Genomic DNA, 20,776 nt, shown 5'->3' on the forward strand with positions numbered 1-20,776 from the left:
CTCCTTATGCGGCGTCTTCGTAAGACGCGCGCAGGGTTTCGAGGTGATTGGAGTTGGCCGCTGCCATAGCGTCGGCAACAGGCTTGTTAGGGTGCGTTCCGTCGTCGCACGGCTTGCCGATGTCACCGCGCCAGATATCCGTGCGGGTCGCGTCAGCCTGGGCCGCGCTCAGATCGCGGAAGGCGTCGAGGTTGTCGTTTGCTGCGACCTGCGCTGCGCACCATGCGTTTGCAGGGTCACGCCAGTTACCGCCCTTTTCGAAGCCAGGACGCGGTGTCTGATTTGCAGTGGTGACCCAGCCATCAGTGGAGTTGGACTTGACCGAGAGAGCGTAATGCTCCTGCCAGACGATGTTCGGCGTGCGCAGTGCCCAAATCTGATCCCAGCGGATCTGCGTGTTTTCGCGGGTCTCGTTGGTCGAGAAGTCGTTACCGCCGTGACCGGACAGAAGATGCGTGGCGAACTGATACATGACGCGACGCTTGGCAGAGTTGGCGAGGAAGGACTTCGCCGTCTCGCCAGACTTTGCCAAGTGCAGGCGAGCAATCTTCTTACCGAAGACATTGGCGAGCATCTTGCGCATGTAACCGCCGGAGCCGTTGAGACCATCACCGTAACCATCGCCAACGCCGTTTTCGATCGACGCGCCGAGCGTGATGACGGCCATCATCTTCTTGGTCGGGCGACCGAGGAATGCGAGCGGGAACCAGAGGTGGGCCTGCGCAGACCAGCCACCAGTCGTGGTCATTTCACCAGTCGCATCGAGCTGAGAAGGTGCAGATGCAGAGCCTGCGAAGAAGCGTTCACCAGTGATCGCCGTTGTGCTGGTAACGGACTGATGAAACATGGTGGACGCGCCGACGGCATACTGGCGTTCAGCGCGCAGCCAGAACTCGGTATTTGGCGCAAAGAATTCCAGGCCGAACTGAGCCGGATAGATCGGGTCTGACATATAGCAAGGATCACCAGCCGGGACGATGCCGTCACGCAAGCCAGAGAACGTCACCTGGACGGAAACACCGTAGATCTCGACGTTACAGCGGATGATGTGGCCGTTGGCAGCGTCACGCTCGATGCAGGTCCAGAAGTTCGCAGAGGTAGCGGTGTCTACAAAGTAGCCCGCAAAGCAGACGCGCAATTCGGTGAGCGGCTGGGTGCCGGTGTAATGGCGAGTGCGTGCGGTCTGCTTCAGATTGGCAGCCGTGCGTGCGCCACTCTCTAGCGCCATCAGTTCACCGCGAGACGATGCGATCTGCAACGGGTAAATCACAGGCGCGGGCGGCTCGATTGGTGGGTCAATAGGCGGGTCAATCGGAGGCGTAATGACGCTTCCGATTGCAGCTACCGATGCGAGGAGCAAGCCAAGCAGCTTCATATTAGGCGGTCCTGCCGACGAGCTGGAACTTGCCATCCGGGAAGCGAATGAGCGTCAGAACCGACAGGCGCTTTTCAGACTTGAACTTGCCATCGATCTCTTCAAGAACGGCGTCCTGTCCTGCAATCACTTCAACCTGATCTTCACCACCTTGGCGAAGCGCGCACTGGAAGGCCGCCGGAAGCGAAGCTGGCACCGTAATCTTCGTGCCAACCTGGAAATCGAGGATCATGCCGAAGTCAGCGATGCTGAGGTCATGAGTCAGGGTGTCAATCGTCTTGACACGAGCGCTGTCTGCACCTTCAGCAATACCACCGACAGAGCGCGGCCAGTCTGTATCCGGCAGGCTGATGGTAGTCTTGCGATGAAAGGAACCAGCCGGGCCGGAGACGGCACCAGAGGCATTGCACAGCATCGTGCCCTCGAGCTGGGCTGCGAACTTGTCGGCGACTGCTATTGGAAGGTTCTTGACGGAGACGCCGTTCTTGAAATCGACACCTCGGAAGTTCTTACCGGGAAGCTGCCCGGTCAGGTTGGCGAAACTCGCCTTCGTAAGCTTGATGTAGGGCATGTCTTCTCCAGAAAATGAAAAATGGGCAGGAATTGCTTCCTGCCCACTATACGTAAGTAAATGTTTACTTACAAGATTAGATCTGAATACCCTTCAGTCTCGCAACGGCGTGGGTCGCACGCAGAGCCGCACCACAATACCACTTAACGCGCCAGCGATTGCTGTCCTTGTTGAAGTGAGTGCCGATTTCCTCAAGGCGAATACCAGCTGCGTCACCAGCCCACAGACCGTGGAAGCCATCGACTTCGTTGGCGCGAACCGCGTAGATGGAAGTCGTCTTGGTGTTCGTGCCCTGGACTTCAGTCTTTTCGATGTAGTCGTTGATGATGACGGGCGTGCCATCGTAGAAGCGCATTGCACCGCCGAAGTTCTCGACCATCATCATTTCGGCAGTATTGCCGCCATGCAGACGATTGAGTTCGCGGATCACGCGCCAAGTCTCGGAGCGCATCATCAGGAAGTCGGCGCCGAGAGGCACAGCATCCTTGAGTTCGTCAAGAGCGGAGTAGGAAAGAGCAGCACCGTTCACGCCGGCAGAGAGCGTGCGATCAGCAACAGTCAGCTTGCGCAGGCCGTCGAAGGTCTTGGCGTTCGCAGTCGTGTCACCGTTGATCAGAACGTTCTTGAAATCGCGACCGACGGCCTTGATCTTAAACTTCGCCTGGACGGCGATCTGGTCATACATATCCGCCTTAACTTCGGAAATGAACTTGGCGATGTCGAACTGACCAGCCATGATCTTGATCTTGGTGGAGACGTTCTCGACCTTACCAGTCGATTCTTCGATGTCGTCGTAAGGATCGATCCAGCCAGCGCTCGGCAGTTCGAGTTCGCGGGTATAGCTGAACGTGTCGTCCTTGGCCTTCACGAAAGGAACCAGAGCGAAGAATTCGTCCTTGTCGAGGAGTTCCTCGATAATGCCGCGCTGACGGTCATCTTCTGCCAGCTTTGCGGCTTCGGTCATCAGAAGCGGCATACGTGTAGTCTCCTTGTTTATATGCAAATGGCCCGTCTTAGGCCATGTAAGTAAATACTTACTTACAATAGTGCAATGACGGGCAATATAGCAAGGAAAAAAGTAAGCATCCGCTTACATTTTCGCTATAATGGAATTTCGCGGGCGATTAGCCCTGCTTTTCGAAGCTCGCGCGGATGCGATCGACACCAGACAGACCGGTCGTGACCGGCTTAGGCGGCGTCTTGCTCTGGTTCGAATTCGAATTCGAGCCTTCCTTTACCTTCGCCTTCAAAAGAGATTCCTTGTCCGGATCCGCGTCAACAATGCGCTTGAAAGCCTCATCGAATGACAGGGCATTGCCGGAGGCGTCCACAAACTTGGTGCGGTTTGCCTTGCCAGCAGGCTTGTCATAGGCAACGGTCTGGCCGTTCTCGACCTCGAAGTGAGCGCCGTAAAGCTGACGTGCCTTGTTCGGAGTGAGCGTCAAAGAGTCCTTGATAAAGCTCGAGGAGCCAAAATCATTGCCGACAGTCAGGTCGTTGATGGTCGTGTCGCGGGTTCCGAGCTGCTTGGTCAGATCATCGATCTGCTCCTGGAGCGTCTTCACGCCCTTTGCGTGCTCTTCAGCCATCATGGTCTTGACGCGCTCAAAGTCACCGCGAGCTTCAGCAGCGGCAGTCTCAGCGTCCTTTTCCTTCTGGACCAGCTCACGATACTTGGCGACATCAATGCCTTCGTATTCCTTGAGCTTGGCGGAAGCAGCAGCGGCAGCAGCGGTAGCGTCCTTCAGCTTGGTCTTCTTATCCATGACTTCGCGCAGCAGGTCACGCTTTTCAGCGGCCAGGGCAGCGGCGTCCTTACCGGAGTCGGCTGCGAGCGCAGCGGCAGCTTCGGCGTCTTCCAGTTCCTTTGCAGCGCGAGCTTCCTCGGCAGCAGTGTCTTCAGCGGCCTTTGCAGCAGCGGCTTCAGCGGCAGCAACAGCTGCGGCGTCAGGTGTGCCCGTGCCATCTTCAGGCGCGAACATGATCTGTGGCATTCCGGGGATCTTCATCGAGGATGCGCGGTGGCCGACAGCAGGCGTGGACGTAGTGGTCTTCATTTCAGTCTCCTTGACCAGTATCTCGGTCGTTTGCGGGTAGGCGTAGTTCGGGATCGCTCAGTGTCTCGAGCGGGTATTCGGTGTCAGGCGTGCCGGTTACTTGGCAGCGGTCTTGGTCGTTGAGCGTGCCGGGGTCGTGGACGTTACGGAGCCTTGGCGGTTGGGCGCAGCGGGAGACTTGGCGGCGCCGATCGTGGTTGGGGGAAGCAACTCGTCAGTGCCCTCCAGCCACTTGTCGATGTCAGCCTCGAGCTTCTTGCGGATCTCGGCCTTCAGCTGCGGGAAAATCTTGTCGATGACATTGCGCATCTGTTCACGGCGCACCTCGATCGGAGCAACGAGCTTCGCCAGTGCCTCGGCGGTTACAAGCTCATCGTTCAGACCCATGATGTCGAACGTGGACGGATAGGTGACGAGGTTGTCTTCCGGAGGTTCTTCGCCGGCCCATGCGAGCACGGTGCGAACCATCCAGTTCTCGGCGTTCTGGCAGGACTGAGCCTTCGCCAGGAGCAGAGAATTGACCCTCTCGAAATCGTATGCCTTGGCGACACCCGACGAGTTGTCGATGCCGACGGCGTTGTCTTCCTTGGTGCGCTCACCAGCCAGGCCGATGGTGTGGTAGATCTCGTTGATGATCTTATTGATCACCGACAAGATGACGCCTGCCTGCTTGGGATCGGGCGACAGGTATTCTGGCTTTGCAGACCCCTGCCCCGCGTCGTAGGTAAAGATGCGCTTGGTGCCCATTTCGAGCACCTTGTTGAAGGTGTCGTCGCCGGCCTGGACAGCCTGGGTCGGGATCGCAAGCTGCGAGAACGTCTGGTCCTGGATGATCGCATCCAGGTTGGACAGGTAGTTCGCGACCGCGCGGTCGAGGTAGGCGATGTCGTCAATCAGGCCCGACGGGCGATATGTATCTTCCACGATCGTATGATCGGCGAGATAGACCGGGACGAAGCCGAGCGAGTGCTGGCCGTAATCCTGTAGCTCGATGCGTGTCTTTGGAACGCGCTTGCCGCCACGAACGAAATTCTCTGTGGTTGGCACCTCTTCATAAAGGAACCAGCCTTCACGGGTCCAAAGGCGCACGCGCTCGTGCAGCTCACCAGACGAGTAGATCGGATCCTTGTCGTCACGGACAATCTCGCGGATCTTTACCCACAGCAGCTCGCCGTCGCCATCTTCGTCATAGGCATAGTCGAGCAGATCCTTGACCGGAACCGTGTAGGCGTAGATCTGGAACTTCTGCTCCTTGGCCTCGGCGATCGAAACGGCGCGCATGACGGGCTTGTCGTCAGACGAGCCCATGACCTCGACTTCAGCCCGGAAATTGTTATCGACCACGATGCCGCAGCGACCGCCGACCGAATTGGTGACGGATACCAGGCGCATCAGCTGCTCAACGGAAGCGCCACCCTTGGTAGCCTTCTTCCAGAAGCGGTTGACGATATCAGGTGCATCGGAGGTGTTGCGCGTGATCTCGCCCTTGAACAGATACTTCTGAACAAGCTCGACGACTTCGCGGGTGTGATTGAAACGATAGGCGCGCTGGAGGCGCTGTGCGAACTCGCCGTCACCTTCCTTGAAATAGCGGAAGATATTGCTGTCGAACCACTGACGGCCGCCGCGGTGTGCAGCATCCAGAAAGCGCCAATGCGAGATAAGCTCCGCATACGCCGGGTGTCGCCGGTCGTAGAAGCTCCTCAGTTCGTCGTTTTCCGAAATAGCCATCATAATTCCTGTGTTAAGACGCCTATTGTAAGTAAACACTTACTTACAATCAAGCCTAAATCGAGACACCCAGAATGTTGATCTTCTTCATGGGGTGTCGCAGGTCAGAATAATAGCCGAACGCATCTGCTGCGTGCTCAGTCCCGAGCGTCTTATCGACTTCGCGAGAGCCCTCCTTGTAGATGGTCTGCTCGAGGCTATCCACGAACTTCCGGCACTTGGTGCGATCGATGAACAGCCGGATTTCGCCCTCAGCTGTGCGCAACAGGCGATTGACGGAGTTCACGCGGTCCTGAACAGCCGGGTGCTTGCGCTTGAACTGGATATTCTTGAAGCCAGTGTCGCGCAGGATCTCGAGGTTGGTCTCGCCGCGGCCGTTGTTTCGGTTGTCGCCAGCCGGGTCCGGGAAGATCGTGATCTGCTTGAAGTAGCGCCAGTAGCGCTTGGACAGCTCATCGGCAGCCTCCTGCGTATTGGAGCCATACATGACGACCTCATCGACCACCCAGATTTCACCCGACGGCTGCTCCTGGATGATGACGCACGACATCGGGTCAATGTTAAAGTCCATGCCGACGTAGATCGGCAGCTGCGGATTGAACGGGCAATCCTTCAGATGCTCATCACGATCGAACGGGTAGTAGACGCGGCCACTCATGGTCTCGAAGGACGCCTCGAACTCCTGGCGGAAGGAGCGTGGGTCCATGTCGCGACGACGCGCCTCGATTTCCTTGCGCGGGATAAAGGGCGACGAGATCGTCGGAAACTGCCAGCTCATCCATTCATTGGCGACCAGGCGCTTACGGTGGTCGAGGACTTCCTGACCACGCTGACCCAGCATGTAGCGATGATAGAGCCAATTGTAGGACTTTGGCGTGCCAATGAAGATCGCCCGGCCGTTTGTCGTGGCGAGCGTCGGCATGAGAACTTCTTCCCAGGTCTCCTCGCGGATATCCTGAGCCTCATCGATAACGACGAAGTGCAGACCGACACCACGAAGGGAGTCAGGCTTGTCGGCACCCTTCAAGTGGATCCTGGAGCCGTTGACCAGGTGGATCGCCATACGGGTTTCGTTGATCTTCTTGCACCACGCCTTCGGAAGCGAGAGCTTGAGATCATCCCACATAATGTCGCGGGCCATCTGATAGGTCGGAGCCACATACCAGACCAGCTGGGACTTCTTGACCGCGGCTGCCTTGACCAGGGAGATCTTGGATACCTGGGTCTTGCCCCAACGTCGCCCAGCCACGACCACGCGGAAGCGATGGTTGTCGTTCATGACAACCTTCTGCAAGCGGTGGAGCTTGAGGCTATGATTCTTGCCGGGCTCAGCCATTAAGACCCTCGATCTCAATGTCGGCACTTTCAGCCAGCATGTCCTCGACAGTGGAGTCTTCCGGCATTGCGCCGGTCGCCTTGTGGTGGTTCAGAATTTCTTCGTTGGTCAGATCCTCAAGCGTCAGGCTCGGCAGATCTTCCTCGTCGGTGTGGTCATTGGCACGCAGCAGGTTGAGCGCAGCACCGATATTGTCGACCAGGATCTTGTTGAAGCGCTGGACTGCCTTCAGGTCATCATCAACGACCGCCATGGCATTGCCGGCCTTCAGATTGTCGAGCACGATCTTTCGGGCGATCATCGACGCCTGCTTCAGCGCAGCAACGCCGTTCAACCGCGTCTCTTCAATCCAGTCAGCACGCTTGTCCGCGAACCGCTCGATGGCAGCAGCTGTAGACGCCGAGGGTGCGCTTGCAACAGCCGTCTTCGTTGCCGCTGCGACTTCGTGCGCCCGAGAGCCGCGTGTTACTCCAGCCTTCTTAAAACGCCGAGACAGTGCCTGGCGCGAAACACCGTAGGTTTCGGACAGGTCTGTGATTCCGCTTTTACCCAGCTCATACAGTTCACGGATTTCAGCGAAATCAGCATCAGAAAGGCGTGCGCCGTCGCCGGAGCCTTCCTTCGTCTTGTCTTCGCCTTCTGCGTCACTCATTTGATATCCTGTAAGTAAACGTTTACTTATGTTCCCCGGCGTGGTTCTCGCTCATGAAGTGTGCATTCCCGTCCGTTCGTCGTCTATATATAAATACTTACTTACATGATTATAATATAATAGACAACAGATGGACGGGATTAGCTACTCTCCGGACGATACCAGTCGAATGCCAGCAAAGTCGGAACAAGATGGGTAAACCGTCCGGCGTCTCTGCGCTGGAGCATCCCCTGCTCTACCAAAAACCTGACAGAGATCCGGACAGCACCATAGGATGCCTCGTAAGGAATCCTCTCATGAAGATCCTTCGTGGTCAGGTATTCGCCCTCCCCTGCTGCCTTCAAGATCATACCCATCAGGATCTTCTGCTTCTCTGTCCGGCGAGGCTTCACAGCTTGAACCTTTCCGTCGGCGCCTGGCGGTCGAACGCAGTTAGAGGAATGCGCTCCGGCATATCGGTGCGACCCAGATCCGGGTTCTTCCAGATGCCATACATCGGAGAAGCCAGGCTCATTTGCTGAATACCCTTGATCACGTCACGCGCATCCATCGCAGCGACACGGGCATCTGCACGATCGCGGCTCGAGCCTGTGTTCTCCAGCGCGGAGTTCTTCTGGTAGAATTCGCGGGCTGCCTGAGTGAGCGCTTCCGGATTGGGCGAGCCCATGATCTCGGCGACGATCGCTTCAAAATCCTGCGGGCTGGCCTTGAAGTGGGCCCGGAAGAACTTCATGCCGGCGTCGAACTTGTTGGCGTTCATCGGTCGCACGAACTTGAAGCCTGCCTTCTGACCGAACGCATTGAACTTCGACATCGAGGACTGGATCTCAATGAACTGGTGACCATCCATCCGGCCGACCAGGTTCATCATCCGGTAGCCAGCGCCGATGCCACGATACATGGTGTCGATCACGAACCGCGAGACGACGCGGAAGTTGGCGTTGATGTAGTGATAGCGGTTGGTGTTGGTCAGCCTGGTCTCGCCGGAGCCTGGCGCCAGGCGCGGGAATACGATGTGCCGCTCTCGCAGCATTCCCTTCGGCTGACCGATGACCAGCACGCCAATGGTTTGACCCTTGAGTGTCAGCTTCCAGAACTGCGGTCCGATCGGAAGTCCTTCTGCCTTGTAGTGCAGATCGTGGAGAAGCTCCCAATCGGCCTTGGATCCGCGCTCAACGAACATTTCATCCGCAAGCGCGAAAGAAGCTCGAGGGCTCGCGTGACGCTCGATGTGTGTCTCGATGTCAGTCATGCTCATGGTCGCTGCCCTCGAGCTCCTGTGTGTCAAGCTCGCGCTGCCTGATCTTCACTTCGAGATAGATCAAGAACAGAAGTGCGAGACCTGTGACGATGACGATTTCCATCAGTGAACAACCTCTTCCAGATTGAGCTCAACGACGGTCCGGGTGGCATATGAGTGAATGCTCCTCTTCGTCTTCAGCGACACGAAATGCTCGTTGATCGCGTGGTCGGTCACGTCAGGGATCCGGACGATCATGTTGCCGGAACCGGTGTTGATGATGAGCTTTGCCTTCATACCGACGCTCCTTCGACTTCCACCTTTTCACGGAAGCGCTTTGTGATAGTGAGGTCAGGCGCCAGCTCGGCGACCATATCGTCGTGGGTGGTAGCGGGCATGAAGGTCTTGCCGGCGCGCCGGGCTACCTTCTGCATCGAGAAGGCGACCACGCGGGCGGTCACACGGTCGAGCACGGCTCCGAATTCGTCTGCGATCCAGACATCGGCGTCAGACGCCATCAGAATTGCGAGCTTCAGGCGGTAGCGCTGACCGTCGGACAGCTCCGAGGGCTTGCGGATATAGATCCAGGCGTCAGAGATCCCGGCCTTTGCCAACAGGTCCAGAGCCTCATTGGTCGTTGCGCCGAGCAGCTCCACCACAGGGCGCTCCTCCAGCTCGATCTTGTTCAGGTCGGCGACCTTGAGACCGCCGGCCGTCATCTGTGCCGAGAGATCGCGCAGCAGCAGCGACTTGCCCGATCCGGACTGACCGGTGATGTAGACGATATCGCCCTGCTTGATGTCGATGGTCAGGCCGTCATAGACGACGAATTCCTTATCGGAGAGGCCCAGACCAAAGGACTCAGCGATCTCAAGCACGCGGCTGGTGCGCTCTACAGACGTATTGAACTTGCGGGTGATGGTGTATTCGGTCACTCGAGGATCTCCCCTTCTTCATCGACCACGACAACATGAGGGGACAGGACCGTGCCGTCGGGCATCAGCGACGGTGCCATAGCGGTGGTGTCAGCCAGTTCCAGCTTCACCGTCTCCAACAGGCCGACATAGGCGAAATAGTCGTGGGCAGGGATGAGCCGAGCATCCAGCGCGATGTCCGTGTAGAACAGCTTGGTCTCGACATGGCGGCCCAGGATGATGAGCCCTTCGAGCTGATCCTTTTCGACCAGCGCCGTGACCTCACTCAGCATCTTGAGGAGGGTTTCCTTGTGGTGAACGACGGCCGCCGACTTGGCTTCCTCTGCCACCTGGATTGCCGCTTCAGTCTCGGCCTTGATCTCGGCCTGCACCTGAGCGAACGGGCGTCGGGAGCCGAAAGAGATCACGTTGTCGGTCGTATCAGTCATTCAGTATTACCTTATCTCAGGAAATCAGTATTTCAGGACGTGGCTTCGAGGACATAGATGAGCGCCTCGACGCCCTTCTTCCCGGAGCGGTCCTCGATGCGCGCCATCAGCTCGCGCAGCTTGCGGCTCTCGGCGATTGTGACGCGCTTAAAGCCCAGCGCATCGCCGACGGGCGCGGCAGTGTCATCGGTTGCTTCAGCCTTCTTGGCGTTCTCTGCCTTCTGGACCTCAACGGCAGCCGAGATATCTTCCACGAAGAAATCGTGGTTCAACTCACCCAGATCGCCAAGCGAGAAGTCGAGTTCCTTGTCGGAGAAGCCGAGGTCTGTCAGCAGCAGGTCGCCGTCGAGTTCACCAGAGAGGCGCTGAAGCTCGATCTGGATCGCAGCCTGGTCGTAATCAGTGGACGTGACGCGGTTGTCAGCCAGGCGCAGGGCGTCAGCTTCAGCTTCAGTAATGTCGGAGCGAACAATCGCTGGCACCTTCTTGAGGCCCAGGCTGATAGCCGCCAGGCGACGGCCGTGACCTGCGATGATCGTTCCGTCCTTCCAGACGACGATCGGCTGGGTCCAGCCAGACTTCTTAATGAGGTTGGCGAGCGCTTCTACCTGCTCAGGCGGGTGCTTCTTTGCATTGGCCGCGTATGGCTTCAGCGTGTCGATGTCGATCAGTTCAATGGGGAAGTGCTTCATTACTGTGCGTCCTTCAGCAGCTCATCCAGTTCTTCGTCAAAGACGGAGCTGGAGGGCACGGTGGAATTCAAGTCATCGGAAAGGAGGTGGACCAGCGCATCGCCGGCATTCGTCAGGTCGTCTTCGGCGGTAAGGCCCTGGACCTTCTGGGTCTTGGAGATCAAAGCAGTAAGCTTCTCGGCATCACCGAGCGAAAGCTTAAACCGCATGACCGTGTGGGTCTTGGCAAGCTTTGCAGGCTTTTCTACTTCCTCGTGTTCTTCCAATTCCCGTTCTAAGTTTTCGTCAATTTCCAAGTCATCCAGCGCTATACTAGAAGCAGAGAAGATCGCATCGAGATCTGCTGAACCGTAAGGAAGAAAGTCCTGCAATTCATTGACATCACCCAGCTCCTTCAGGAGCTCAGCAAACGACAGGGTGTCGTCAGCGCCGTAGCGAGCGTTGTCGATCACCCCAATTTCCTTGGCCTGCTTGTCGGAAATAAACCCGAGATTGGCGACGGGGACATCGGTAGCACCGAGTTCGATGGCCTGCTCCCAGCGGTGCTCGCCGCCGAGGATTTCGAAGCCGGCTACACCATCGACCTGGCGAACGATAATCGGCTTGAACATTCCGTTGCGCTCAAGCGACGCTCGGATCTTCGACTCATTAGCGGGCGTAACCTTGTTGGTATTCCAGGGATTCTTCCGGAGAGCCTCGACGCTGACGGTCAGAAATTCGATGTTGCGCATGAACTGCATCCTATGTAAGTAAGTGTTTACTTACTATATTTGGATTTGAACGCAATAGCCAGCCCCAGGAATTCTTTATGACGCACGTCCAATTGGCCCGAAATTCTGTAGTGGCGAAGCTTGTGAACCCTCCCCGCGAGGTATCCTCGTTCGTCTCCTCGCTCCTATCCTACGAGGTCGAAACCAATGGCATTGGCAATTGGTCCGGAAAGAGCACCTTCTACTCGCCCGGCACACAGACCTTCCCGGCTGGCTTTGCTCACCTGGTGAAGGAGGAGCTGTCCAAGATCGGCCACTACGTCTCCGACATCACGCGCCCGATCGCGACACCTCTTGGTCCCGAGAACCCGATTGTAGACGAGTTCGGCAATGACGATCCCCGCTATGACTATCAGATGCACGCACTGCGCCAGGTCGAGAAGCATGGCGCCGGCATCATTCGCGTGGCAACGGGTGGCGGTAAGTCCAAGATCGCCAAGCTGATCGTCGCACGGTTCAATCGCATGAGCCTCTTCGTGACCACACGCGGCATTTTGCTCTACCAAATGGATGAGCAGCTCAAGGCGATGGGCCTGGACACAGGACAGATCGGCGACGGTGAAATGAAGTTCGTCCGGGGTGTGAACTTGGGGATGGTTCAGACGCTCGTGCAGTCCGTAGAGGAGCCTTCGCTCGATGCGGAGATCCGCGCGGTCGTGAAGACGAACTACGGCACGAAGAAGGGCAACGAGAACATCAGCCGTGAAGAGATCGTCCGGCTGGCGACAGAGAAGTTCGAGAAGAAGACAAAGCGCCGCAATGCAATCCTCAAGTTTCTGGCACTGATCGAGGTGGTCATCGGTGAAGAGGCTCATGAGGCCGGCGGCTCGAGCTACTTCCAGATCCTGAAGCACTGCAAGAACGCATCGATCCGTGTCGCCCTCACCGCAACCCCGTTCATGCGTGACAGCGCCGCCGACAACATGCGTCTGATGGCAGCCTTCGGCCCCGTGCTGATCGACATTTCCGAGAAGTTGCTGATCGACCGCGGCATCCTTGCAAAGCCCTACTTCAAGCTCGTGGACTGCGAGCCACCGAAGGGCCTCCACAAGTCGTCACCTTTTGAGCGCGCCTATACGCTGGGGTATGTTCAGGGTCAGACCATGCTCGACGCCATGCTGATCGACGCCCTCGAGGCCCAGAAGCGTAAGCTCCCTATCCTGGTGCTGGTCGCCCGGACAGCGCATGGCGACAACATCATGGAGTTCTATCGCAAGAACGGGATCAAGATCGAGTTCCTGCGCGGCGAGAACAAGATGAAGGAGCGCTTTGCCCAGATCGCTCGCCTCGTCTCCGGTGAACTGGATGCGATCGTCGGAACCAACATTCTTGACGTGGGCGTAGACGTGCCTGCGATCGGCCTGCTTCAGCGCGCCGGTGGTATGAAGGCCGAGGTGCAGTTGCGCCAGCAGATCGGCCGCGCATTACGCGCCAAGAAGCGCGGCCCCAATATCGCGTTCATCGCCGACTACTCGATCAATTTCAACAATACGCTGCGAGACCACGCAAACCAGCGCTATAACATCATTCGTAAGACACCCGGTTTTGTCGAAGGCATTTTGGGTGCCAACGACAATTTCCCCTGGCACGAATTCGACAAGGTGGCCGCATGAAGCCCGTAGACCCAATCCATTTCTTCAACAGTCGCGGCATGGCTGTGATGACCGAGGATTTCCTCAGATCAGAAAACGACAAGCTTCGCGCCGAGAATGAGGAGCTGGCCAGGAAGGTGAAGACGTTGGCTCTTCGCCTTCGCACCATGGCTGGAGATACTGAAAGCAGTATTTCCATAAATCATTAATCCAATTGCAGTATGAGCGGCCATCACAATCAGGAGACGACCGTTGTTTTTGAAAGAATATTTTGAGGCTCTCACCACTCCGGCAAAACCGGGGTTCGAAGTAGATAAAGCAAAAGCCGCGTTTGGTGCCGGGAAGGCATTGTCGGACATTATTGCGATGGTAAATCGAGCGTTTTGGCTGCTCGCCTTCGCTCTTCTTCTGAACCGAGCATATTTTGGTCTCGGGCCGGACCTTGGGTTTGGGTATAAAGTGGCTTTGTGGACCTGCATCGCGATCTTTGGTTGGATCATTCCGGCAATTCTTGGGCTCCAGATTCTTTACATCGCATTTCGGAGTTTGGACAAGGTCAAACCTGAGAAGCACAGAATCTGGTATAAGGGGGCGGTTACTATTGTTTTCGCCCTTCTCATGACCGCCGTGAATTTTAGCTGGATAGCTGTCAACAAAGACTTCGAGCGGCAGGAGCTTGCCAAGAAGCAATTGGCTTGGGCTCAAGAGCAAAACAGGCAGTAGTTCAGGAAACCAGTAAATATGTAATTCAGTATTTGTGCCCCGCATTCGTCTGCGGGGCACATTCATTTCCGCTATAAAGTAAGTAAGCACTTACTTACAACGGAGACAGATAAGTGAATAAGATTCCTGACATCATCGGCCTTTGTGGCAACCCGACCAGCGGCAAGACCGAAGCCGCCCGCATCATCGAAGAGGTCTACGGTCACGAGCAGGCTGACGACGGCCGCCCGCTGCGCTTGATCGCCATCGACTATTTCGGGCTTACTCACGACCAGGTCTTCACACAGGAAGGCAAGCTCGAGAAGATCATGCTCAACGGGCGCGAATACACCGTGCGCGAGATCCTCGGTGAGATCGGCAATGCCTTTGAAGAGAAGTTCGGCGGCGACATCATCCCTATCATGAGCCACAACGCTCGCCCCAAGGGTGCCAAGACCACGTTCGGCTCAGTGCGGCGCGAACAGGGTCTCTATTGGAAGAACCACGGCGCGCTGGTGCTGGAGATCGTCAACCCGCTCGCAGGCCCCTCCCCTTACGCATTCGACCGCTACAACGCATCCTATGCCGACCATCAGATTCTGAACGACGGTTTGGCACGCGGGCTGAGCCCTGACGAGGCGCGCGCCGATCTCAAGACCAAGCTGATCGCAGTGATTGGCGCTGTTGAGCATCAGTGCGATATCTGATGCAGGTCTATTGCAACGGACGTATGGTCGGGGAGATTGCTCTCCGACCGAGCGAGGCTGCCGCGCGCGACCTCGTCATTGCGGTCCCTCCGGATGAGGGCGAACGCCACTTTCTCCCAGGCGGATTTGACGGTGACGGTCTAATACCAGACACGGCCGCTTTCAACACGATCCGGCTCAAGCGTGACACGGTCAGTGTGTCGCTCGACCCGTTCCGTATGGATACCGACGCGGACTACCTCCGAATGATGGTCAAGACCTACAAGGTTCCCGAAAGCGTCCGCAAGGTCGAAGAGCTATCTTCCGGCGGTGCTCGGCTAATCTGGGACGTGTTGAACTTGGATGCCGATACATTTGAAGCGGTCTTTGACCTGGATCAGTTCACAGCGTGCGACGACAACGGCCCTGATCCGGAGATCTACGAGCGCCGACGTGCTGGACTTTGGGATGGTGTATAGACTCTCTTAACCAAATCGGTCTACAGGTTTCCATATTCACTGAAATCAGTATTTACGGGAAACCTTATCATGGCCTCGCTTGTCATATCTTGCCTTTCTCAGAAGGGCGGCGTGGGTAAAAGCACCCTCGCCCGGCTGATTGCCCGCACCTACGCCGTGTCCGGCTGGACAGTGAAGATCGCCGACTTCAACACCAAGCAACTGACATCGGTCGTTTGGGGTGAGCTTCGTAAGGCAAATCTGATCGAGCCCAAGATCATGGCTGAGGCATTTGACCGACCAACCAGGCTCAGAACTGATGAGGCTGATCTCGTGGTAGCTGACGGCCGCCCGGATTCTGACCAGTCCTCGATGGAAATCGCCCGCGTCTCCGATCTCATTGTCGTTCCGACCGGACTGCCTCTTGATGATCTTCAACCACAGCTCATGTTTGCCAACGAACTCGTGGAGAAAGGCATCGACAAGGCCCGCATTCTCTTTGTGCTCAACAAGACCACAGAGTCAAAGGTTGCTGTCATTGCGGCCAGGAACTATCTGCGCACGGCTACGAATTTTGCAGTGTGCGAAAATCACATCACGTCTAAAACGTCCTATCAGCGCGCCCAGAATCACGGATACAGCCTATCCGAGGTGCAAGGATTAAATACGCAGCGTCTCGAGGAAACCGCCGATCTACTGGCGGCTGAAATCGTCGCTCACGTTACGAAACTTGGAGAGGAAGCAGCATGACCGATCTAAAGCAGACCCGAGCCGCCACGCCACCGCCACCCAGCAAGAGCTTTCTTCCGGAAGCCGCCACCAGTGAGCCCGTCAAGGCGGCGAACAATATGCGCGGACGGAAAGAGATCATGATGTCTTTCAACGTGCCAGCAGAATGGCACTCGGCCTTCAAGACGACGGCGTCCATGCGCGGCATTTCCATGCGTGAGCTGCTCTTCGAGATCTCCAACAAGCAGCTGAACATCAAAGTGCCGCCATCCAAGAAATAAGGGTTTCAGGATATCCTGAAATACGAAAAGCCGTAGGCAGCGAATAGCTATCTACGGCTTAACTGTTTTATGGATTTCAGTAGTTCAGTATTCAGTATCCGAAGAGCGCCTTGACCTTCCGGATCACGAGCACCGCGCCGCGAGCGGTCCAGCCGATCAGGAAGCACAGCAGGTAAACCCCGGCAAAGACTGCGAAGGTCACGGGAATGAGGACAGACGCCCAGGCGATGACAGCAGCCATCAGCACAAGGGCAATCAGATAGGAGAAGATCACGTAGAGCTTGTTTTCAGCGGTGAGACTGGAGAACTTCATTTCAGGATATCCTGCTTTAAGGGAATAAGGTTTTACTGATCGTAGGCCAGCAGATCGATAGCGAGCCAGCGATCGTCATGGTCCTTGACGACGGCGGAGAGAGCGGCGACCGGGTCAGTGGTGTCATCGCTGTCGCAGTCGAACATATTGGTGATCTCGCGCGTCGTGCCGTCAGTCATGCGAGCGATGCCGGCCGTCAGATTGACAGCCTGGACATCGAGATCCTCATCATCGGAGAACGGATTACGCATCTTCGGCCGCCAGATAGGCGAGGGCGTCTTCAGTCGTTGCGATCGTGCCGCCCTGAATAACGGTGCAGTTCGTCCCGTCACGCCACTGATCGAGTGCAACGGGCTCAGAAGCGGGCACAGAGAGCTCAGGAGCGCGTTCGTGCAGTGGAAGCGCAGCAACAGGCAGCCCAGAGAACTGATCGAGCTGTGCGGCAACCTCGACAGCACGCACTGAATCCAAGCCAGAGGTGAGGGCGCCGAGCGCATACTTGCGGCCGGAACCGATCGTGAAGTGTTCGCCAATCAGAGGGCCAGCAGGCGAGAGGCTATCGCAATAGAGGAACACCCGGCCGTCCGGCTTGACGTGCAGCGCATCGAAGGCGAATTCGCAACCAGGCAGGTCGTTGTCGTCCTTCGTCTCCATGTAGGCCATGAATGCCTCGGAGAAGCCGACGACGTTGGTCGTGACGCCAACCAGCGAGCCATCCGTGAGGCGACGGATCTTCATCTTGTTGCCGATCGGATGACCATTTCCAGAATAGGCGCGTGTGTCAGCGGCCATAACGCCGTTCGAATAAACGACGGTGCTCATCGGCTGGCTCCAAGCTTGCTCATCAGAGCCTCTGCGCCATCAAGCGAAGCGAGACGCTCCGGCTGGAAGACAGCGCGGTTGAGCTCCATAAATGCTTCCTGGATCTTGGTGCGCGCGAGCGCCACGAAACGCTGGTCAATACCACCGGTCGCGGTATGGATCTCGATCTGGCGAAGGACCAGCTCCTCGAGGATCTTGTTCTCATTGACCATGGCAATCTTCCAAGGCTCCTGGGTTGCCTTGTAGCCCTTCACGGGCAGGCCCGCGACGCCACCAGCCGCAAAGCTTGGTGCGTTGACATAACCGCCAGTATGATACTTCCCAGAAGGACTGCCTGCGGTGATGCGGCGCGTCGTGACTGCCTCGCTCATGGCAGCTGTGACCTGCTCACCAATGTTGGCGTCCACGACGGAGAGGGAATCGACGGTGGTGTTGATCGGCACCTGATGCGTGTCAGCCTTTTCAGCCTTGGCTGCCTGGAGCTCCTTCATCTTCTGAGTCAATTCGCCAGCACGAATGATCTTGGCAGGATCTCGGGTAGGATCGCAGCTGATTGCTCGAATGGCATCGGTTTCGTTGGTGCAACGTTCGCAGCGCTTACAGCCGTTCCCGAGCATCACGCTGCCCTTGCACACGAGACTTGAATAGGGGTGGTTCATGAGGGCTCCAGGAGTATGTTGGCGAGTGAGTAGGGAATCGAACCCTCGTCTGCGGTTTTGGAGACCGTTGCTCGACCACTGAGCTACACACCCGATTGGTTGCAGTGGAGAGATTCGAACTCCCGACATGTGGCTTATGAGGCCACCGCTCTACCTGGCTGAGCTACACCGCGTTTTGGTATTCCATATGTAAGTAAATGTTTACTTACAGTCAAGCATACAACTGAGCCCTGGATGCCGAAATCGGAAATCTCAACGTGTTTTTCCAGCTGAAACCGAGAGTTCTCTGATATTTCTCAGGATATCCTCTTCTGTCAGCGCCACGTCCCGCATCACATCACTCATCCACATATGACGTGTCGTTGCAGCCAGCCGGGTGAGTGCCTCGTCTGAGAGCATCGGTTGCGCTAGCCGCATCCCTTCATGCAGTAACGGCTCGGCCCCGTGAGAAAGGTGGAGAGTCAAAGGAACTGGTGCAGTCATGCTTGACCGGAGGTCATTTCGAATAAACTCGGAGGGGTCGGAGGTCGGCAGTCCATTCGTTTTGATAAGCGCCGAAAGAAGTGCCGTGCCATACCGATCGGGTCTGAGACCTTCCACAAAAAGACCCATTCTGTCACCTGGAACGTCGGCGACTGTTAGGGCAAGGGTATGGACGGGAATGTGGTCCCATACTTTGACGTGAGACAGTTTTAGCGTCGTCGTGAAGATACGGTCGGATTCAGCTCCGCCATCGGGCACAGTGTGCAGTAGAAAGTGATGCAAGCCCTTCAAAAAACCATCGACCGCTGTTGGGTCAACGAGGAGGGCTGGTAACTTCGCAAGCTCGGATGGACGTAAATCGGCTATATTCATAATCTGGAGCCTTTAACTTCCATAGTAGGTTATTTGGAAAGATAGTCCTTCTTCGAGGAATTTACCAGCTACCGCGACCAGATGCTCTTCTTCGACTTCACTCCGCATCCCATAACGTCCAGATTCATTCGTTAGGCAGTAGTCATAGGTCGTGATGGGGTCCGTTTCGTTAATCGGATCGTAGACCAGCTCTCCCCCAATTCTCGCGAATTTCTGTGCGTGCGGAATTAACGAGGGGTGGCCCAGCTTTGTCATCTTCTCCGGACGGGCGCTTATGCTTTTCGGCAGCACACCAATAAGATTTCCCACGTCATCGATCATCTCTTCAACGGCAAAGTAGATATCGCCGTGAGTATCCATAATCCAAAGCATGTGCGCGACTTTGGGGAAGAGGCCGATTGCCCGAAGATCATGCTCGCAGCAGAGGTATTGTTTTAGCCAAACAGCACTGTTGGCGTCCAGCTTCTGCACACTCTTCGGCGGATATACGAGCTCCGAAGCCTTGATCGGCTTGGCCGGGCCGCGCGCCTTTCCGTATAGGTTATCCAGGTCCATGCTGTCGTTTCTCCCTCTATGGTTGGCTCTGGCACGAAATTTTCGCGCTAGCAAGTGAGGAGATTTCCTGAAATCAGAAAATACTGATTTCAGGAAAGCATGTTTAGAGCAGCTTGAGCATAAGGTCTAACCAGTGGGTCGCGGACTTCAGCAGTTTGCCCACGATACGGTCGATGACCTCCGGCGACCCGACATAGAGCATGGCCACGCCTGGTGCCAGGCCATCCAAAAAGCCGTTTGCGCGTTGACCGCACCACCGCGCAATGGTGCGGAGTCGCGATATATCCTCAACGACATCTGCGATGGGTGGCCGTTCTGAGTTAACGCTGAGCTCTAAGCGGTCAATAGTGATATTGATATTGTTTACGTGGGTAGCAACTCGTGAATCTGTTTCCAACTCTTCGGGCGGACGGTTATGATTTCGAGGATGCGTCTGCGTCAACGCCGCCAACTGCTGGCGCGCATCAGCAAGATCTCGGGCCAATATCTGCCGCGCCCGCCTCTCGGCAGCCACCAGACGCTGAGCGTCCCGTTCTTTGGCTGACCGTGCGAAGGCGTGCCCTACAAAAGAATGGTCCACAAAGAAGTCGCCATCCATCCCGGCCACTAGTGGTGTAGGCACTTGATAGAAATTTTCGCTAAAGTTCGGCATCCCGCTCGCCTGGGGAAAGTCGTAGACGTGACTCTTTAGGGCGTTCCAGTAAGCATCCTTATCAGCTGGCGGAGCAAGGACATCCTTCATTGTCCATGGACGCAGCTGGCGGGAGTTTGCAGGTCTATCAACCCTAGCCCACTCGACACCCTTTCGCTCAATCCTCAGCACCACTTCGTGGATGTCGAGCTCCCGAATGATATCCCCGAAGGTATCTTCCAAGACCTCACGCGCTTCGAACGGGCCATTGTCACCCCAGATGAAACCGTCTTCTCGGTCATAGGACAGGCTGTTCCACGGATCCTCGTAGTTCTCGTTGAACCATTGAAGCATCAGGCTCTTGCGCATCAGCGCGTCAAAATAGCTGAAAGTTCCGGTGTCAATCTCGAACTCACCGATAGGTATAGACGGCATGAAACGCTCTACTGAAATAGGGATTTACTGATTTCCATATCACCGGGCCGCTGCAACGCCAAGTGGTTGTGACGACATGGGAGGATAGGGTCAGGGCATATGTCTCGGCGGGGTAGGGGAGAGGTCAGTCCTCAATCCTGGTGAACGAGATCCGGGAGAGGGGAGTCCGGGATATCGGGAGAGGAGGATAGGACGCCGGGAGCTCGGTGGACACAGAAGGCATCCCCCTCAGACTATTCGACAATATCTAAGACTTCGACTATAAATATAG

28 protein-coding genes and 2 tRNA genes are annotated in these 20,776 nt (G+C 56.4%); 7 read left to right on the forward strand and 23 right to left on the reverse strand.

All coding sequences use genetic code 11. The features are described from left to right. Positions 1 to 4: 4 nt before the first annotated feature. The 14 genes from ACQZ51_RS21170 to ACQZ51_RS21235 all read right to left on the reverse strand — a co-directional run bounded on the left by ACQZ51_RS21170 (position 5) and on the right by ACQZ51_RS21235 (position 11,748). Positions 5 to 1,375 (reverse strand): hypothetical protein, encoded by a 1,371-nt coding sequence (locus ACQZ51_RS21170; RefSeq protein WP_448780298.1) that lies wholly within the window; start codon positions 1,373 to 1,375, stop codon positions 5 to 7. Position 1,376: 1 nt separating this feature from the next. Next, positions 1,377 to 1,946: a hypothetical protein gene (locus tag ACQZ51_RS21175; protein ID WP_448780300.1), complete on the reverse strand. Its 570-nt coding sequence runs from the start codon at positions 1,944 to 1,946 to the stop codon at positions 1,377 to 1,379. A 76-nt stretch (positions 1,947 to 2,022) separates the two neighbouring features. Beyond that, entirely contained in the window at positions 2,023 to 2,922 is a 900-nt protein-coding gene (locus tag ACQZ51_RS21180; RefSeq protein ID WP_448780301.1) for a major capsid protein, read from the reverse strand. Between the two features lie 148 nt (positions 2,923 to 3,070). Beyond that, positions 3,071 to 4,003, reverse strand: coding sequence for a DUF6651 domain-containing protein (locus ACQZ51_RS21185; protein WP_448780303.1), 933 nt, complete (start codon positions 4,001 to 4,003; stop codon positions 3,071 to 3,073). A gap of 96 nt (positions 4,004 to 4,099) precedes the next feature. Further along, entirely contained in the window at positions 4,100 to 5,734 is a 1,635-nt protein-coding gene (locus ACQZ51_RS21190) for a hypothetical protein (protein ID WP_448780305.1), read from the reverse strand. A gap of 55 nt (positions 5,735 to 5,789) precedes the next feature. Continuing rightward, positions 5,790 to 7,013 (reverse strand): phage terminase large subunit, encoded by a 1,224-nt coding sequence (locus tag ACQZ51_RS21195; protein WP_448780307.1) that lies wholly within the window; start codon positions 7,011 to 7,013, stop codon positions 5,790 to 5,792. A gap of 49 nt (positions 7,014 to 7,062) precedes the next feature. Further along, entirely contained in the window at positions 7,063 to 7,722 is a 660-nt protein-coding gene (locus ACQZ51_RS21200; RefSeq protein ID WP_448780309.1) for a hypothetical protein, read from the reverse strand. Between the two features lie 140 nt (positions 7,723 to 7,862). Next, positions 7,863 to 8,078, reverse strand: coding sequence for a hypothetical protein (locus ACQZ51_RS21205; protein ID WP_448780311.1), 216 nt, complete (start codon positions 8,076 to 8,078; stop codon positions 7,863 to 7,865). Between the two features lie 32 nt (positions 8,079 to 8,110). Continuing rightward, a complete protein-coding gene (locus ACQZ51_RS21210; RefSeq protein ID WP_448780313.1) occupies positions 8,111 to 8,980 on the reverse strand; it encodes a hypothetical protein in 870 nt (289 codons plus the stop codon). A 105-nt stretch (positions 8,981 to 9,085) separates the two neighbouring features. Then, positions 9,086 to 9,259 carry a hypothetical protein gene (locus tag ACQZ51_RS21215; RefSeq protein ID WP_448780315.1) on the reverse strand — a complete coding sequence of 58 codons (174 nt, stop codon included), beginning with the start codon at positions 9,257 to 9,259 and terminating at the stop codon, positions 9,086 to 9,088. Continuing rightward, a complete protein-coding gene (locus ACQZ51_RS21220) occupies positions 9,256 to 9,897 on the reverse strand; it encodes an ATP-binding cassette domain-containing protein (protein WP_448780317.1) in 642 nt (213 codons plus the stop codon). Before ACQZ51_RS21220 ends, ACQZ51_RS21215 begins: the two co-directional genes overlap by 4 nt. After that, positions 9,894 to 10,325, reverse strand: a complete 432-nt coding sequence (locus tag ACQZ51_RS21225) for a hypothetical protein (protein WP_448780318.1) — start codon at positions 10,323 to 10,325, stop codon at positions 9,894 to 9,896. Before ACQZ51_RS21225 ends, ACQZ51_RS21220 begins: the two co-directional genes overlap by 4 nt. Positions 10,326 to 10,357: 32 nt before the next feature. Continuing rightward, positions 10,358 to 11,017 (reverse strand): ParB/Srx family N-terminal domain-containing protein, encoded by a 660-nt coding sequence (locus ACQZ51_RS21230; protein ID WP_448780320.1) that lies wholly within the window; start codon positions 11,015 to 11,017, stop codon positions 10,358 to 10,360. Beyond that, positions 11,017 to 11,748 (reverse strand): ParB/RepB/Spo0J family partition protein, encoded by a 732-nt coding sequence (locus ACQZ51_RS21235; protein WP_448780321.1) that lies wholly within the window; start codon positions 11,746 to 11,748, stop codon positions 11,017 to 11,019. The genes ACQZ51_RS21230 and ACQZ51_RS21235 overlap by 1 nt, the downstream gene beginning before the upstream one ends. Positions 11,749 to 11,825: 77 nt before the next feature. On the opposite strand from ACQZ51_RS21235, the gene ACQZ51_RS21240 reads away from it, so the two are divergent. The 7 genes from ACQZ51_RS21240 (at position 11,826) to ACQZ51_RS21270 (ending at position 16,235) form a co-directional block, all read left to right on the forward strand. After that, positions 11,826 to 13,400 (forward strand): DEAD/DEAH box helicase, encoded by a 1,575-nt coding sequence (locus tag ACQZ51_RS21240; RefSeq protein ID WP_448780323.1) that lies wholly within the window; start codon positions 11,826 to 11,828, stop codon positions 13,398 to 13,400. Beyond that, on the forward strand, positions 13,397 to 13,588 hold the full coding sequence (locus tag ACQZ51_RS21245; protein WP_448780325.1) for a hypothetical protein: 192 nt from the start codon (positions 13,397 to 13,399) through the stop codon (positions 13,586 to 13,588). The genes ACQZ51_RS21240 and ACQZ51_RS21245 overlap by 4 nt, the downstream gene beginning before the upstream one ends. 43 nt (positions 13,589 to 13,631) lie before the next feature. Continuing rightward, entirely contained in the window at positions 13,632 to 14,102 is a 471-nt protein-coding gene (locus ACQZ51_RS21250) for a hypothetical protein (protein WP_448780326.1), read from the forward strand. 113 nt (positions 14,103 to 14,215) lie between these two features. Beyond that, the gene (locus ACQZ51_RS21255) at positions 14,216 to 14,788 is read left to right on the forward strand and encodes a hypothetical protein (protein WP_448780328.1); all 573 of its coding nucleotides are present in this window, start codon (positions 14,216 to 14,218) and stop codon (positions 14,786 to 14,788) included. Beyond that, a complete protein-coding gene (locus ACQZ51_RS21260) occupies positions 14,788 to 15,246 on the forward strand; it encodes a hypothetical protein (protein WP_448780329.1) in 459 nt (152 codons plus the stop codon). The genes ACQZ51_RS21255 and ACQZ51_RS21260 overlap by 1 nt, the downstream gene beginning before the upstream one ends. 69 nt (positions 15,247 to 15,315) lie before the next feature. Then, entirely contained in the window at positions 15,316 to 15,975 is a 660-nt protein-coding gene (locus tag ACQZ51_RS21265; protein ID WP_448780331.1) for a ParA family protein, read from the forward strand. Next, positions 15,972 to 16,235, forward strand: a complete 264-nt coding sequence (locus ACQZ51_RS21270) for a hypothetical protein (protein ID WP_448780333.1) — start codon at positions 15,972 to 15,974, stop codon at positions 16,233 to 16,235. Before ACQZ51_RS21265 ends, ACQZ51_RS21270 begins: the two co-directional genes overlap by 4 nt. Before the next feature lie 91 nt (positions 16,236 to 16,326). Here the strand turns inward: ACQZ51_RS21270 and ACQZ51_RS21275 are convergent, their stop codons facing one another. The 9 genes from ACQZ51_RS21275 to ACQZ51_RS21315 all read right to left on the reverse strand — a co-directional run bounded on the left by ACQZ51_RS21275 (position 16,327) and on the right by ACQZ51_RS21315 (position 20,505). Continuing rightward, positions 16,327 to 16,548, reverse strand: a complete 222-nt coding sequence (locus tag ACQZ51_RS21275; protein ID WP_448780334.1) for a hypothetical protein — start codon at positions 16,546 to 16,548, stop codon at positions 16,327 to 16,329. A 32-nt stretch (positions 16,549 to 16,580) separates the two neighbouring features. Continuing rightward, complete coding sequence (locus ACQZ51_RS21280) at positions 16,581 to 16,799, reverse strand: hypothetical protein (protein ID WP_448780336.1); 219 nt, start codon at positions 16,797 to 16,799, stop codon at positions 16,581 to 16,583. Next, the gene (locus ACQZ51_RS21285; RefSeq protein WP_448780337.1) at positions 16,792 to 17,370 is read right to left on the reverse strand and encodes a hypothetical protein; all 579 of its coding nucleotides are present in this window, start codon (positions 17,368 to 17,370) and stop codon (positions 16,792 to 16,794) included. Before ACQZ51_RS21285 ends, ACQZ51_RS21280 begins: the two co-directional genes overlap by 8 nt. Then, the gene (locus ACQZ51_RS21290) at positions 17,367 to 18,029 is read right to left on the reverse strand and encodes an Acb2/Tad1 domain-containing protein (RefSeq protein ID WP_448780339.1); all 663 of its coding nucleotides are present in this window, start codon (positions 18,027 to 18,029) and stop codon (positions 17,367 to 17,369) included. Before ACQZ51_RS21290 ends, ACQZ51_RS21285 begins: the two co-directional genes overlap by 4 nt. A 19-nt stretch (positions 18,030 to 18,048) precedes the next feature. Beyond that, positions 18,049 to 18,122, reverse strand: a tRNA-Trp gene (locus ACQZ51_RS21295). 3 nt (positions 18,123 to 18,125) lie between these two features. Further along, a tRNA-Met gene (locus tag ACQZ51_RS21300) sits at positions 18,126 to 18,202 on the reverse strand. Between the two features lie 79 nt (positions 18,203 to 18,281). Further along, positions 18,282 to 18,884, reverse strand: coding sequence for a hypothetical protein (locus tag ACQZ51_RS21305; RefSeq protein ID WP_448780340.1), 603 nt, complete (start codon positions 18,882 to 18,884; stop codon positions 18,282 to 18,284). A gap of 12 nt (positions 18,885 to 18,896) precedes the next feature. Beyond that, complete coding sequence (locus tag ACQZ51_RS21310; RefSeq protein WP_448780341.1) at positions 18,897 to 19,439, reverse strand: hypothetical protein; 543 nt, start codon at positions 19,437 to 19,439, stop codon at positions 18,897 to 18,899. A gap of 103 nt (positions 19,440 to 19,542) precedes the next feature. Next, positions 19,543 to 20,505: a hypothetical protein gene (locus tag ACQZ51_RS21315; RefSeq protein WP_448780342.1), complete on the reverse strand. Its 963-nt coding sequence runs from the start codon at positions 20,503 to 20,505 to the stop codon at positions 19,543 to 19,545. Positions 20,506 to 20,776: the final 271 nt, after the last annotated feature.

This window comes from Agrobacterium sp. CG674 (assembly GCF_053521645.1).

Bases quoted from the DNA above. Each gene is read 5' to 3' on its own strand.
- ACQZ51_RS21310 (WP_448780341.1), bottom strand. From the start codon at position 19,439: ATGGACCTGGATAACCTATACGGAAAGGCGCGCGGCCCGGCCAAGCCG.
- ACQZ51_RS21185 (WP_448780303.1), bottom strand. From the start codon at position 4,003: ATGAAGACCACTACGTCCACGCCTGCTGTCGGCCACCGCGCATCCTCG.
- ACQZ51_RS21245 (WP_448780325.1), top strand. From the start codon at position 13,397: ATGAAGCCCGTAGACCCAATCCATTTCTTCAACAGTCGCGGCATGGCT.
- ACQZ51_RS21275 (WP_448780334.1), bottom strand. From the start codon at position 16,548: ATGAAGTTCTCCAGTCTCACCGCTGAAAACAAGCTCTACGTGATCTTC.
- ACQZ51_RS21190 (WP_448780305.1), bottom strand. From the start codon at position 5,734: ATGGCTATTTCGGAAAACGACGAACTGAGGAGCTTCTACGACCGGCGA.
- ACQZ51_RS21280 (WP_448780336.1), bottom strand. From the start codon at position 16,799: ATGCGTAATCCGTTCTCCGATGATGAGGATCTCGATGTCCAGGCTGTC.
- ACQZ51_RS21215 (WP_448780315.1), bottom strand. From the start codon at position 9,259: ATGAAGGCAAAGCTCATCATCAACACCGGTTCCGGCAACATGATCGTC.
- ACQZ51_RS21315 (WP_448780342.1), bottom strand. From the start codon at position 20,505: ATGCCGTCTATACCTATCGGTGAGTTCGAGATTGACACCGGAACTTTC.
- ACQZ51_RS21270 (WP_448780333.1), top strand. From the start codon at position 15,972: ATGACCGATCTAAAGCAGACCCGAGCCGCCACGCCACCGCCACCCAGC.
- ACQZ51_RS21180 (WP_448780301.1), bottom strand. From the start codon at position 2,922: ATGCCGCTTCTGATGACCGAAGCCGCAAAGCTGGCAGAAGATGACCGT.
- ACQZ51_RS21205 (WP_448780311.1), bottom strand. From the start codon at position 8,078: ATGGGTATGATCTTGAAGGCAGCAGGGGAGGGCGAATACCTGACCACG.
- ACQZ51_RS21230 (WP_448780320.1), bottom strand. From the start codon at position 11,017: ATGAAGCACTTCCCCATTGAACTGATCGACATCGACACGCTGAAGCCA.
- ACQZ51_RS21260 (WP_448780329.1), top strand. From the start codon at position 14,788: ATGCAGGTCTATTGCAACGGACGTATGGTCGGGGAGATTGCTCTCCGA.
- ACQZ51_RS21175 (WP_448780300.1), bottom strand. From the start codon at position 1,946: ATGCCCTACATCAAGCTTACGAAGGCGAGTTTCGCCAACCTGACCGGG.
- ACQZ51_RS21285 (WP_448780337.1), bottom strand. From the start codon at position 17,370: ATGAGCACCGTCGTTTATTCGAACGGCGTTATGGCCGCTGACACACGC.
- ACQZ51_RS21290 (WP_448780339.1), bottom strand. From the start codon at position 18,029: ATGAACCACCCCTATTCAAGTCTCGTGTGCAAGGGCAGCGTGATGCTC.
- ACQZ51_RS21235 (WP_448780321.1), bottom strand. From the start codon at position 11,748: ATGCGCAACATCGAATTTCTGACCGTCAGCGTCGAGGCTCTCCGGAAG.
- ACQZ51_RS21305 (WP_448780340.1), bottom strand. From the start codon at position 18,884: ATGAATATAGCCGATTTACGTCCATCCGAGCTTGCGAAGTTACCAGCC.
- ACQZ51_RS21200 (WP_448780309.1), bottom strand. From the start codon at position 7,722: ATGAGTGACGCAGAAGGCGAAGACAAGACGAAGGAAGGCTCCGGCGAC.
- ACQZ51_RS21265 (WP_448780331.1), top strand. From the start codon at position 15,316: ATGGCCTCGCTTGTCATATCTTGCCTTTCTCAGAAGGGCGGCGTGGGT.
- ACQZ51_RS21195 (WP_448780307.1), bottom strand. From the start codon at position 7,013: ATGAACGACAACCATCGCTTCCGCGTGGTCGTGGCTGGGCGACGTTGG.
- ACQZ51_RS21210 (WP_448780313.1), bottom strand. From the start codon at position 8,980: ATGAGCATGACTGACATCGAGACACACATCGAGCGTCACGCGAGCCCT.
- ACQZ51_RS21225 (WP_448780318.1), bottom strand. From the start codon at position 10,325: ATGACTGATACGACCGACAACGTGATCTCTTTCGGCTCCCGACGCCCG.
- ACQZ51_RS21240 (WP_448780323.1), top strand. From the start codon at position 11,826: ATGACGCACGTCCAATTGGCCCGAAATTCTGTAGTGGCGAAGCTTGTG.
- ACQZ51_RS21170 (WP_448780298.1), bottom strand. From the start codon at position 1,375: ATGAAGCTGCTTGGCTTGCTCCTCGCATCGGTAGCTGCAATCGGAAGC.